The sequence below is a fragment of the Shewanella sp. 0m-8 genome (assembly GCF_052977265.1).
On record NZ_JBRIMB010000034.1, the window covers coordinates 1 to 12,958 of the forward strand.

Annotated in this window: 12 protein-coding genes; 6 read left to right on the forward strand and 6 right to left on the reverse strand. The window is 45.5% G+C overall.

The annotated features are described in order from the left end of the window. The first annotated feature begins 281 nt into the window (after positions 1 to 281). Both ACVBIO_RS14970 and ACVBIO_RS14975 read left to right on the forward strand, forming a co-directional pair. Positions 282 to 590 (forward strand): hypothetical protein, encoded by a 309-nt coding sequence (locus ACVBIO_RS14970; RefSeq protein WP_447172918.1) that lies wholly within the window; start codon positions 282 to 284, stop codon positions 588 to 590. A 194-nt stretch (positions 591 to 784) separates the two neighbouring features. After that, the gene (locus tag ACVBIO_RS14975; protein ID WP_447172919.1) at positions 785 to 2,590 is read left to right on the forward strand and encodes an aryl-sulfate sulfotransferase; all 1,806 of its coding nucleotides are present in this window, start codon (positions 785 to 787) and stop codon (positions 2,588 to 2,590) included. 118 nt (positions 2,591 to 2,708) lie between these two features. On the opposite strand, the gene trpA is transcribed toward ACVBIO_RS14975, so the two are convergent. From trpA to ACVBIO_RS15005, 6 genes are all read right to left on the reverse strand, one after another. Further along, entirely contained in the window at positions 2,709 to 3,518 is an 810-nt protein-coding gene (gene trpA / locus ACVBIO_RS14980; RefSeq protein WP_447162438.1) for a tryptophan synthase subunit alpha, read from the reverse strand. Between the two features lie 10 nt (positions 3,519 to 3,528). Further along, positions 3,529 to 4,791: a tryptophan synthase subunit beta gene (gene trpB, locus ACVBIO_RS14985; RefSeq protein WP_447162439.1), complete on the reverse strand. Its 1,263-nt coding sequence runs from the start codon at positions 4,789 to 4,791 to the stop codon at positions 3,529 to 3,531. A 109-nt stretch (positions 4,792 to 4,900) separates the two neighbouring features. Beyond that, positions 4,901 to 6,334: a bifunctional indole-3-glycerol-phosphate synthase TrpC/phosphoribosylanthranilate isomerase TrpF gene (gene trpCF / locus ACVBIO_RS14990; protein ID WP_447172920.1), complete on the reverse strand. Its 1,434-nt coding sequence runs from the start codon at positions 6,332 to 6,334 to the stop codon at positions 4,901 to 4,903. A 7-nt stretch (positions 6,335 to 6,341) separates the two neighbouring features. Beyond that, on the reverse strand, positions 6,342 to 7,391 hold the full coding sequence (gene trpD / locus ACVBIO_RS14995) for an anthranilate phosphoribosyltransferase (protein WP_447162461.1): 1,050 nt from the start codon (positions 7,389 to 7,391) through the stop codon (positions 6,342 to 6,344). Between the two features lie 28 nt (positions 7,392 to 7,419). Further along, on the reverse strand, positions 7,420 to 8,055 hold the full coding sequence (locus ACVBIO_RS15000; protein WP_447163386.1) for an aminodeoxychorismate/anthranilate synthase component II: 636 nt from the start codon (positions 8,053 to 8,055) through the stop codon (positions 7,420 to 7,422). After that, positions 8,052 to 9,635, reverse strand: a complete 1,584-nt coding sequence (locus ACVBIO_RS15005) for an anthranilate synthase component 1 (RefSeq protein WP_447172921.1) — start codon at positions 9,633 to 9,635, stop codon at positions 8,052 to 8,054. Before ACVBIO_RS15005 ends, ACVBIO_RS15000 begins: the two co-directional genes overlap by 4 nt. Positions 9,636 to 10,373: 738 nt before the next feature. Here ACVBIO_RS15005 and ACVBIO_RS15010 point away from each other — a divergent pair. The 4 genes from ACVBIO_RS15010 to ACVBIO_RS15025 are packed head-to-tail and all read left to right on the forward strand — an operon-like array spanning position 10,374 to position 12,662. Beyond that, complete coding sequence (locus ACVBIO_RS15010; RefSeq protein WP_447162442.1) at positions 10,374 to 11,108, forward strand: DUF1538 family protein; 735 nt, start codon at positions 10,374 to 10,376, stop codon at positions 11,106 to 11,108. A 27-nt stretch (positions 11,109 to 11,135) separates the two neighbouring features. Beyond that, the gene (locus tag ACVBIO_RS15015) at positions 11,136 to 11,921 is read left to right on the forward strand and encodes a DUF1538 domain-containing protein (RefSeq protein ID WP_447162443.1); all 786 of its coding nucleotides are present in this window, start codon (positions 11,136 to 11,138) and stop codon (positions 11,919 to 11,921) included. Further along, entirely contained in the window at positions 11,911 to 12,261 is a 351-nt protein-coding gene (locus ACVBIO_RS15020; protein WP_447162444.1) for a P-II family nitrogen regulator, read from the forward strand. Before ACVBIO_RS15015 ends, ACVBIO_RS15020 begins: the two co-directional genes overlap by 11 nt. Further along, positions 12,258 to 12,662 carry a CBS domain-containing protein gene (locus tag ACVBIO_RS15025; protein ID WP_447162445.1) on the forward strand — a complete coding sequence of 135 codons (405 nt, stop codon included), beginning with the start codon at positions 12,258 to 12,260 and terminating at the stop codon, positions 12,660 to 12,662. Before ACVBIO_RS15020 ends, ACVBIO_RS15025 begins: the two co-directional genes overlap by 4 nt. Positions 12,663 to 12,958: the final 296 nt, after the last annotated feature.

The following is a 12,958-nucleotide window of genomic DNA, read 5'->3' on the forward strand; positions in this document are numbered from 1 at the left end:
TCCCCAGAACAGTAAAACCAAGGCCTCAACGGTATGCCAAAAATAAAAATGCCGTTCACCTTAAGTGAACGGCATTAGCCTTTTGGCTGCGTTTTTATTTTTAGGCCTAAACCAGTACTTAAAGATTATTGACGCTATCTTAAGTTTAGTACTAGCGATATAAACGATGTGAGGGCAAGTGGTGATATGCACTGAATCGAAAAGGAAATAGACTTTGGTGCTCAACAGATCATGGCGGCAGACAAATTTACCGCCTAACTTTATGATTTCCGAGTCTATATATGGCAATGCCTGAATTATCGATTATCGCGCTTATTGCCATCGTTATCGCGATGAGTTATCTGTCTATCTACCCCAAAGTGGCGGGAAGTCATATCAATCGATTGTTTTGGTGTGACATTGGGGTTTCAGCATTTGTGCTACTGCTGGTAGGACTCAAATATTGGGGTTCAGGTCATGAATTTAGCTTGCTAATGTTTGATACAAATTGGTTTTGGTTCACCTTGATACTGTACCTGGCAATCGAGGTGCCTGCCGCAATGTGGTATGGAAAAAAGCACAATATTTCAATGAATAATCATGATAACTAAAGCGTGATTTCTATAAGCTACGACTGACAGCTTAATCGATTGTAAGTTTCTCTATTTATTTACTAATTTTGAAACCGTGATCCTGCCATCAAAGTCGAAATATACTCGCTATAGTGTTAATTAGCTGACATTTTTTATTGTATTTGCTGATTATAATCCGCCTCAGTTTCCGATTCGCTGAGTATGATCTTTAAATGTCTAAACCGTCTTTACTTCTGTCGGCGTTAGCCTTGTCTCTTAGTCTTTGTAGCACACAGGCTTTTGCTTCAATTGATGGCATGAAGCCCATTCCTGTTGAAGGGGCTCCTCTTGGTTATATCATTCATAATCCTTATGAAAATGCGCCTCTCACCGCCTTGGTGACATTGGCGGGTCACGCTATTTCAGCCGTAGAGGTGACGGTTCATGCTAACGATGAAGATGGTGTGAGTCTAACTTATCAAGTCGATGATATGCGCGTGATGGATGAAGGCGGTGTGCCGATTTTTGGTCTTTACCCTGCATTTATTAATCGCTTTACCGTTAAGTGGTTGGAGAATGGTGAGCGTAAATCTCATGAGTATCAGATGCTGACGCCGGATATTGATATGGGTTTTTCAGAAAGTCAGTGGGCTAAAGCGCCAATTGTTGAAGTTGAGCATGTGGACGCTGACTTTAAGGACCGATTGTACTTTGTTAATTGGAGTAATCCAGACGGTAAATCCTCGCCGCTGATGCATAACAATGTTGAGGCGCCCGGGGCCTTTTCGTGGGATGGCAAACCTGGCTTCTTTATCATAGATACCGCAGGTGATATCCGTTGGTATATGAACCCTTATACTACTCATGATGCGAAAACCTACGATAACGCAGGTTACGCCATGGGGATGAACATCACTAAAGATGGCAATATGGTGTGGGTGCAGGGCCAGGGCTGGAAGAAAATGTCGATTATGGGGCGGATGATTTCAGAGCATAATCTGCCGGGTAATTTTATTGATGCCTCCCATGAGGGGATTGAAGGCGCGAACGGTAACGTGTTTATCCGTGCTGCCGCGAAAGATTATCGCACTAGCGACGGCCGCTTAGTCAATACTATTCGCGATCAAATCGTAGAAGTGGATAACACGGGCAAGCTGGTCGATTATTGGGACCTCAATACGATTTTAGATCCAATGCGAGACGCGGCGCTGTTGTCACTCGATGCGGGCGCGGTGTGTCTTAATATCAATATTAAAGATGCGGGTCACCAAACCACTGAAGAAGACTTAGCCAATGCGCCTTATGGCGATATTCACGGTGTGGCAACCGGTCGCAATTGGATCCACGTTAACTCTATCGAGTACGATCCAACCGATGACAGCATTATTATCAGCTCACGTCATCAATCGGCGGTGATTAAAATTGGCCGCGATAAGCAAGTAAAGTGGATTTTAAGTGCCAGTAAGGGCTGGAGTGAAAAATACCAAGATAAGCTATTAAAGCCAATCACTGCAGAAGGTGAGCCTATTTGGTGCAACGAGAAGGGCGCTTGTCAGGACAAGGATTTTGACTTTAGCTGGACATCGCACACGGCTTATTTAGTCCCTGAAAAGGGTACCTTAACCGTATTTGACAACGGTGACGGCCGCGATTTAGGTCAGCCAATGTTTGCCAATGAAAAGTACTCTCGCTCTGTGGAGTATAAAATCGATGAGCAAAACATGACGGTGCAACAAGTTTGGCAGTATGGCAAGGATGAACTTGGCTACGCGGGATACTCGCCAATTACCTCTATCGTTAAATACCAAGCCGATAAAGACAGCATGATGAGTTACTTTGCTTCTGCGGGCTTATTCGGTTTAGGTGGCGGTTACGGTAACATGAAGATGGATGACACCACGGGTAAGGTAAAATCCATTTTGGTCGAACACCGTTATGGTGAAACAAAGCCTGCAGTGCGCATCAATATCGACAGCCACGATATGTTTGCCACTGGCTATCGCGCTCAAGTTATTCGTATTAACGAGATGCTAAAATAAGCTTATTGCTTGAGTTGCTTGAGTTGCTTGAGTTGCTTATTTAAGCTTATAGGCAAAGAGTCTACTAATAAAAATAGCGCCATTAAGGCGCTATTTTTTTGTTTGTAGTAATAGCAAATTAGCGAGCGGTTGCGGCTTTCATATTGCGAGTAAATTCAGCAAGGGCGCTAAGGAGCGCTGCCTCGTTGTCTTTATTCGCGTCAATGATTTTCACCACGGCAGAGCCTGAAATTGCGCCCGCTGCGCCAGCATCAATAGCTGCTTTTACCTGGCTCGGCTCGGCAATACCAAAGCCTAGCAAAGGCGGCGCGCCATTAAACTCTTTTAAACGGTTGAGGATATCGGTAATTGGCATACCGGCTTTGGATTCTGTTCCAGTGACACCTGCGCGCGAGAGTAGGTAGGTATAGCCTTGGCCTTTTTCACTCACAAGCTTGAGAGTGTCACTATCCGCATTGGGCGGCGCGATAAAAATTGGTGCAATACCGTGAGCTTTTGCAGACTCGATAAACGGGGTCGCTTCTTCAACTGGCACATCGGCAATCAATACTGAATCTACACCCGCGGCTTGGCATTTTGCGTAGAAGGTGTCGACACCGTTGGCAAAGACCAGGTTGGCATATAGAAGCAGGCCAATCGGCAGTTCAGGGTATTTAGCTCGAATACTGCTTAGCATCTCAAAGCACTGTGTTGGCGTAGTGCCTGCCGCTAATGAGCGTAGGTTGGCTCCTTGTATTACCGGACCGTCGGCTAATGGATCAGAAAATGGAAAGCCAAGTTCTAGTGCATCGGCACCATTTTTAACTAGGGTGTCGATAATTTTTAGTGATATCTCAGGTGACGGATCACCTAAGGTCACGAATGGCACAAATGCGCCTTGTTTTTTTTCATTTAGGGCGGCAAAGGCTGCCTGATAACGTTGACTCATTGCCACTCTCCTAGCTGTTTTGTGCTGCAGTTGTTTGGTTTTGTTCTGAGCTTTGCTGTTCAACTTTTTGTTGCTCAGCTTTTTTCTCTTCAACTTCCTGTTTCTCAAGAATGTCCGCAACGGTGAAGATATCTTTATCGCCGCGACCTGATAGGTTAACCACAAGCAGGGTTTCTTTGGTGGCTTCTTTTGCCAGTTTTACCGCATAAGCAATCGCGTGAGCAGACTCCAGTGCCGGAATAATGCCCTCTGAACGAGCGAGTAGCTGAAAGGCTTCAAGCGCTTCATCATCGGTCGCAGACTCATACGTAGCGCGCCCCGTGGCTGCAAGGTGCGCATGCTGTGGGCCAACCGATGGGAAATCAAGTCCTGCAGAAACAGAGTAAGACTCCTCAATTTGGCCTTCGCTGTCTTGCATTAATGGCGCTTTCATACCGAAGAAAATACCGGTTTTACCGTGCTTAAGTGGCGCGCCGTGCATTGGGGTATCGATGCCTTTTCCTGCTGGCTCTACACCAATCAGTGCCACTTCTTTCTCGTCGATAAAATCTGCAAACATACCAATCGCGTTTGAGCCACCGCCGACACAGGCGATAACGGCATCAGGCAAACGACCTTCACGTTCAAGGATCTGCGCTTTGGTTTCTTCGCCAATCATGCGTTGGAACTCACGTACAATTGTTGGGAATGGGTGTGGGCCCGCTGCTGTGCCAAGTAGATAGTGGGCTTTGTCATAGCTGCCAGACCAGTCACGCATCGCCTCGTTGCAAGCATCTTTCAACGTGGCAGAACCAGAGGTAACAGGAATAACTTCAGCGCCCATTAACTTCATTCTAAATACGTTAGGTGACTGACGCTCAACATCTTTAGCGCCCATATACACTTTACACTTAAGACCGAGTAAGGCGCAGGCAAGGGCGGTAGCAACGCCATGTTGGCCAGCGCCGGTTTCGGCGATGATCTCTTTCTTACCCATACGTTTAGCCAGTAGCGCCTGACCTAAAACCTGGTTGGTTTTATGGGCACCGCCATGCAGTAGATCTTCACGCTTTAGGTAAATTTTGGCTAACGGGTTAGGGCTTAAGTTACGGGTCAGTGTTAACGCTGTTGGGCGGCCCGCATAATTTTTCAATAATTCAGTGAACTCTTGTTGAAACGCCTCATCTTCTTGCGCTTCGATAAAGGCGGTTTCTAACTGCTTAAGGGCTGGCATTAAAATCTGTGGTACGTACATACCGCCGTATTCCCCAAAGTAGGGATTTAACTTGCTCATAATCTTGTCCTTTATCTTTTCAATTTGTTGCCACTGGCTGGTTGAGCCAATGGCATAATCTTGTTTAGGCTGTTGCTTTGAATCTATTTGGTACTTATTTTCAATTTAATTAGTACTGGCGCAGTCGCGCAAATGTTTCAGTAATTTTGTTGGCATCTTTAATTCCAGGGATTTGCTCAAGACCAGAGTTAAAATCTAAGCCATAAAATCCTTGGTTTGCCGCTTGCACTGCGTTATCAGGGCTTAAACCGCCAGCCAGTAGCGCGAGCTCTTTACTCGGAAGAACCTTTTGCCAGTCAAAGCATTGACCGGTACCGCCAAATTGGCCGTCTGATTTACTATCAAATACTACGCGGTCGATACCTTCTGGAATTACAAGCTCATCACCGTTATTACCTTCAACATCAGTATTTACCGCAATGGCTTTCCAAATTTGTGTTTGGCAGTTCTGCTTGGCAAATATTGCTGTTAACTCAGCGATTTCAAGCTCGGTTTCTTTACCGTGTAACTGCACTGCAAATAGGCCTAAATCGATAGCCAGCTTAGCGATAACATCGACCGCTTCGTTCACAAATACCCCAACCAGGCTCAGCTTGATGCCAGTTTGCTTGAGCTGTTCGACTAAATCCTGTGCTTGCTGTGCAGTCACGGCACGCGGTGATTTTTTAGCAAAGATCAGGCCGCCATAGACTGCGCCAGCTTTAGCCACGGCAAGTATGTCTTCGATACGGGTTAACCCACATACTTTGTTGTGGCCAAGCGTGAGTTTTCGGCAGGCAAGGTCCAGATCGTCTTCTGCCATCAATGAGCTGCCAACCAAGAAGCCATCAACTAATGGGGCTAAACGGCGAACTTGTGCTTGGTTATAAATACCTGATTCACTGATCACTACTCTGTCTGCCGGAATATGCGGTGCAAGCTCTTCTGTGGTTGCAAGGTCGGTCGATAAGTCGCGAAGATTACGATTATTAATACCGATAATCGCAGCATTAAGATCAATGGCGCGAGTTAATTCAACCTGGTTGCTGACTTCAGTTAAAATATCGAGTTGGTATTTTTTCGCTTCTGCAGCAAGCGCTTGATAACGTTCGTCATCGAGCACCGACAACATGAGCAAGATGGCATCAGCGCCTTGGTGAGCGGCAAGTTTGACTTGATATTCGTCTACGAAAAAGTCTTTGCATAAAATGGGCTGACTAACGCGCGCGCGTACACGCGGAATATAGTCCATATCGCCTTGAAAGAACTGCTCATCCGTTAATACAGAAATACCAGCAGCGTAGTGGTTATAGACGTCGCTAATCGCATCGACATCGAATACATCACGAATCAAGCCTTTTGATGGACTGGCCTTTTTACACTCTAAAATAAAGCCAGCATTGGGGGCGTTTAACGCATCAAATAAGCTTCTATCAGAGGTTTTAGGCGTTAAGCTTGCTTCAGCAAAGCGTTGCTTTAATTCGATAATATGCGCCGCTTTTGTATCAACAATCTTAGTTAATACGTTGCTTTCTTTAGCTGCTGTTGGCTTTGTTAGATCCATGCTCACATTAGGCTCCTTTCGCAGCTTGGCTAGCGTTAGCCAGCTGGGTCAATAACTCGTAGGCTTTACCGCTTTTAATTGTCTCTAACGCTAAGGCAGTACCAGCTCTTACATCATCACACACACCTGCAACATACAGCGCGCAGCCAGCATTGATAGCAACGGCATTCATGTGGGCGCTTTGGCCTGCGCCTTGTAAAATAGCACGGGTGTGCTCTGCATTTTCTTCAGGCGCGCCGCCTTCTAAATCTGTTAGTTCAGCGTTTGGTACGCCTAACATGGCAGGCGTAATGCGGTACTCGCTGATCTCGCCATCTTTTAACTCATGTACTAAGGTATCGCCGTGTAGTGCCACTTCATCAAGGCCGCTACCATGAACCACCATAGCGCGCTTGATCCCAAGGGCTTTAACGACCTGGGCAATAGGCGCTACCAGTTCAGGGCTATACACGCCAAGCAGCATAAAGTTTGGGTGGGACGGGTTAATCAAAGGCCCCAATACGTTAAATAAAGTGCGGGTTTTTAGTGCTTGGCGCACAGGTACTGCGTGGGCGACACCGCCATGATAGTGTGGGGCAAACAAGAAGCATAAACCTAGCTCGTCTAAACAATCACGCGCAGTTTCTGGTGCCATGGTCAAATCGATGCCAAATTGCGCCAGTAAGTCTGAAGAGCCTGATTTACTCGACACACTACGGTTACCGTGTTTAGCTACATTGGCGCCCGCCGCTGCAGCGACAAAGGCGGCAGTGGTTGAGATATTGATAGTGTTATGGCCGTCGCCACCAGTGCCGACGATATCAAGGATACCTTTATTAACGGTTGTTTCACTTGGGGTCGGAAAGGCTTTCGCTGCCGCGCGCAGTGCATCTGCTGCACCGGATATTTCATCTATGGTTTCGCCGCGCATTTTCATAGCAACCAGCATACCCCCCATGCTGACGGGGTCCATTTTGCCTTGAATGATTTGGCTAAAGAGCACCTTAGCTTCTTGTCGAGTTAGGCTCTCACCGCGATAAAGGGCTTCGATAAGAGCTTCAGTAGGCTTGATTTCAATTGGTTTAACTTGAGTTTGGCTCATAATCTTATCCTTTTACTTCAGTTGGGCTTAGGCTAGTTAGGTTCTGGTTTCCATCAGCTAAAGAGCGGGCAAGATAATCTAAGCTTTGCACTAATAATTGGCTGCCTAAGGTGGTTAAAATCGATTCAGGGTGAAACTGAAAACCCACCGCCTTGTCTTGTCTATGAATAATCGCCATTGGCATCTCTTCTGTGGTGGCGATAACCTCTAAGCAATCTGGCACTTTCGTTGCCACTAAGCTGTGATAACGAGCCACAGGAAGCGGTGATGGCAAACCTACAAAGATCCCTTGGCCGTTATGAAAGGTTGGGCTCGCTTTACCATGAACGACTTGTTTGGCGCGCTCAACTTTACCGCCGTAATGCTCAACTAATGCTTGGTGGCCAAGACAAATGCCCAGCATTGGGACTTTTCCCGCTACACTTTCAATTAATGCCATCAGCGAGCCAGCTTCATGGGGCGCGCCAGGCCCAGGTGATAATACCAGAGCCGCTGGCACGGTTTCGTTTAACAGTTTGTTGGCGATAAAGTTAGCGTCAACATCGTTACGGTAGATCACGACTTTATAACCAAGGCTTCTAAACTGATCCACTAGGTTGTAAGTGAACGAGTCGAAATTATCGAGTAGATAGATTTTCATCGTCCACCTCCCATCTTTATGGCTGAAATTACCGCTTGTGCTTTTTGGCGAGTCTCATCGGCTTCGGCTTGCGGATCGGAGTCAAACACTACGCCTGCACCTGCTTGAATATAGGCGGTGCCATCTTTTACAAAGGCTGAGCGGATCACAATACAGGTATCCATATCACCAAGGCCATTTAAGTAACCTACGGCGCCGCCGTAGCTGCCACGGCGTGTTTTTTCAGCGCCGCGAATAAGTTGGGCCGCGCTGACCTTCGGGGCACCTGTTAATGTACCCATGTTCATGCAAGCTTGATAAGCATGAAGGGCATCTAAGTCAGTTCTTAACTGACCTGTTACTCGGCTGACTAAATGCATCACGTGGGAATATCTGTCTACCTTTAGTAGTTCAGGTACTTTACGGGTACCGCTTTGGCTAATACGGGCAATATCGTTGCGGGCTAAATCAACTAACATAATGTGTTCAGACAGCTCTTTTTTATCTAAGCGCAGTTCAAGCTCGTTGCGGCTATCTAGATCAAAGTCGATTTCGCCACTGGCGGTTTTACCCCGTTTACGAGTACCAGCAATCGGGTAGATCTCAACTTGATTGCTCTTAGCTTCATATTTGAGTGCACTTTCAGGTGATGCACCAAACAAAGTAAAGTCGTCACCGCGAAAATAAAACATGTAAGGGCTTGGATTCGTCAGCCTTAACGCACGGTATGCACCTAATGTATTTGGGCAAGGTAAGCTAAAACTACGAGATGGCACCACTTGGAAAATATCGCCGGCAATAATGTGCTCTTTGAGAGCATTGACGGTACCTTTGAAGTCTTCATCACAAATATTGACTTGGGTTTTGGCGTCAACTGTTTGCAATTTTGCAATGGGAGCGAGTGAGTGACAGGCTTGCTGTAATTGGGCCATACGCTCATTGAGCTGTTGGCTTACGTGGCTTGAGGTAACGTGTGTGGGCTCAATAAATTGATGAGTAACAATTTCAGCGCTTTGCTGCTGATGATCCACAAGAATTAACGTTTCGGCGAGGTAAAACAAGTAGTCTGGGCAGGTGTTATCCCCCTCTGGCACACTTGGTAGCGGTTCTACGGTATCAATTAAGTCATAAGAGAGTACGCCGCCCAGAAACAGATCTTCAAACTCAGGGCTTTCATCACAGCGAATGTGTTTAACCAGCATTCTGAGACCATCGAGCGGGGAGGTCGACTTTAAGCGGGCATCTTCATCGAGTTGATTACGCTCTTTTTGTAGGGTAACAATGAGGCTCGATTCGGAAGTTACTTGGTATTGGCTACTTGGAAAAGCTTGCTGAAAGAATGTGCGGATAGGGGCTAGCAATGCCTTACCATTGTCAGTTAACGCTTGAAATTGTAACTGGTAACCGTCGCAGCGGATCTTCATGGCTGAGTGTGTCAGGACGATACTCTTTAAGTGATCTTTGCTGTCAATTTCAGCCGATTCAAGCAACATGGTATGAGGGGCATCTTGAGTCACATGCTGGTATAAGCGAAGCGGGTCATCGTGATATGCCAACGCCTCTTTTTGAGTGACAACTTTAGCGATAGTATGCTGTGTCATGCTCATGCTCCTGCTCCTGCCTTGTAGGGTAATGCATTATTCATTGTTTTATCTCACTTTATCTTATATCAATCACGATGCCTATTACACGTCATTGCTCATTGCCCGCTGCCTTGGCTTTCTTGTTTCTCGCTGTTTTATTATCGCTTAAATACAAGAAAGCCCGCAGAGTGTGCGGGCTTTCTTGTTGAATCTTGGCTCAGTTCTATGAGCACACAGTTTCACACCACCCGCTAAGTTGGGAAGTGCCACCACCAATTAATGTTTTGGAAAGTATTAAACTGTGTCATTTAAAATTCATCTTGTTTGTTTCAGTGACTATATAAAAACATTTGCGGGTGAAAGCTGTCAATTGAATATTTCTATTTTTGACTGATTTTCACTAATTGAGTGTATAAATTTGTCTAATTTTATTTTTATAGGGTGATTTTGGTGTTTTTTGAGTGGATTTTGCTAAAAACTGTCATTGTCGAATTTGATTGTTTGTAGCTTGTAAGCCGTTAAATGAACATTGCGCACAATAATGCATCAACAAAGAGACCTACAACCAGTATGTAAAAGCGCGGGCAATGATTTCTTGCTGGATCTCTTGATTTGTTTTGCTGCCTAACAGCTTAATTTTTGTTTCGATAGCCTCGATATTTGATCTAGCGCAAACTTGGTGTAACGCCTGTTAAATATTTGTTGTGATCCGCGCTCGTTTTGGCACACTGAAAATGTGGCCCCAAAGGAGTGAATATGGCTTCAATCAATCAGCTGTTAAAGGCGTTGTTTAATAGTTTCAAAGATTTGATCCCTATTATTTTGGTGGTCTGCTTCTTTGAGATATTTGTCTTACAACAAGCACCCGATAACCTTTTTTCGATTTTAATCGGTCTTGTTTTCATTATCGTCGGGTTAACTTTCTTTGTATTTGGTCTCGAAATGGGACTGTTTCCCATCGGTGAATCGCTTGCGCAGGCACTGGCTCGCAAGGGCAGCGTGTTTTGGTTAGTGGTATTTTCTTTTTCGCTCGGCTTTGGCACCACATTGGCAGAGCCTGCGTTAACCGCTGTGGCTAATGAAGCGGCGGAGGTAGCAGCTGAGGTCGGGGCGATAAAGTCGAGTGAAGCGTCAATGGATAGCTACGCTATGGGGCTGAGATTAACCGTGGCCTTATCAGTGGGCCTGGCAATTTTGCTTGGTGTGGTCAGAATTTTAAAAGGCTGGCCTATCCATTACCTGATTATTTCAGGCTACATCATAGTGATGATTTTGACCTCATTTGCGCCTGAAAACATTATTGGTATCGCCTATGATTCTGGCGGGGTGACAACATCAACAATTACCGTGCCTTTAGTGACAGCTCTAGGTGTGGGGCTTGCCACAGTGATTAAGGGCCGAAACCCGATGTTAGATGGCTTTGGCCTGATTGCTTTTGCCAGTTTAATGCCAATGATCTTCGTGCTTATTTACGGAATGGTGGTGCTTTAATAGTGGTGCTTTAATGGGAGTGCTTTAATGGATATGTTGCACCAAGTGCTTGATACCTTACTGGTCACCATACGCGATGTGGTGCCGATAGCGATTATTCTTTTTGGTTTTCAGCTCGGCGTATTAAAAAGGCCTGTTGCCAATTGGCGACGAGTGGTTGCGGGGTTTGTGTATGTCATTTTAGGGCTAAGCTTTTTCTTAGTCGGTCTAGAGATGGCGCTGTTCCCCATTGGCGAGAGTATGGCAGAACAGCTTACCTCCCATGAGTTTATCCATGAAGGCGATTTGCAAAATACAGTTAATGCTTGGCAGGACTATTATTGGGTTTACATTTTTGCCGCAGCAATTGGTTTTAGTACGACTATTGCTGAGCCTTCTTTGATTGCGGTGGCGATTAAAGCCAATCAGGTTTCCGGTGGCACTATCGGTATTCAAGGCTTACGTATTTCAGTGGCTATCGGCGTAGCCTTTGGTATTGCATTAGGGTGCTTTCGAATTGTCGTTGGGGATCCTATTCACTACTACATTATGGCGGGTTATGTGCTGGTGGTTATTCAAACCTTTTATGCACCTAAAATGATAGTACCACTGGCTTATGATTCTGGCGGTGTGACGACCTCTACGGTCACCGTTCCGTTAGTTGCTGCTTTAGGTTTAGGCTTAGCGACCAATGTTGAGGGACGTAATCCCCTTATTGATGGCTTTGGCCTTATTGCCTTTGCCAGCTTGTTTCCCATGATCACTGTGATGGGCTATGCCCAATTGGTGGAATTTAAGAATAGAACCCAAAAGGAGCGAGATAATGCGCTTTAAACTTATTCTGGTGTTTATTGATGATGCCTGTACAGACTCGGTTTTAGATGCGGCTCGTAGTAAAGGTGCGACAGGCGCTACAGTCATTAATCACGCTCGCGGTGAAGGTCTTAAGAAACAGAAAACCTTTATGGGCTTAACGTTAGATGTTCAGCGAGATGTGGTGTTGTTATTAGTTGAAGAGCATTTATGTCGAACCATTTTAGAAACCGTAAGTGAAGTGGGTGAGTTTGATAGCGATTCCGGTAAAGGTATCGCTATTCAAATCGATGTGGAAGATGCGGTAGGTGTTGCGCACCAAGTACAAAAATTAAGTCGTGATATTGAGGACCAAATATGAAGACCGAAAACCCTGTAAGAAATCATGATGTGATGAGTCAAGACTACGCCATGATTGATGGACTGCAAACCGTAGCAGAAGCTATTGAACATGCAGTTAACAATAAGGTGAACGTATTGTTTGTTAATAAACGTCACGATGATGATGAGTTTGGTATGGTGTTGATGAGTGACATCGCTAAAAAGGTTTTAGCACAAGATAGATCGCCAGAGCGAGTGAATGTGTATGAGATTATGGTTAAACCTGTGCTGACGGTACCTGGGCGGATGGATGTTCGCTATAGCGCACGTTTGTTTGACCGTTTCGGTATTACCAAGGCGCCAGTGATTGAGGATAACAAAATAGCAGGACTTGTGAGTTACCACGATATTGTGCTTAAAGGCATGATTAATCGTGGCTAATATGCGGCTGTTATCGTGGCTAATACAGTCTCACAGTCGCTAATACTGTCACTAAGATTAGCCGCGATTTATATATGAATTAAACAAACCTCACCACGAAGTGCTTCTCTTTAATGAAGGACTGTTATTGTCCAATAAATACCGGAGTGCTGCGGCCACATCATTATGTTAAGCATAGTTTTAAAGTTTATGAGGACATAGTGGCTGCTTGTTCGGTAGCGTGGGATCCGGTCACAGGGCTATTCCTCAACAATACTGGGATCTGCTACACTGGCTTTGGTTACTTTTTAATTTAA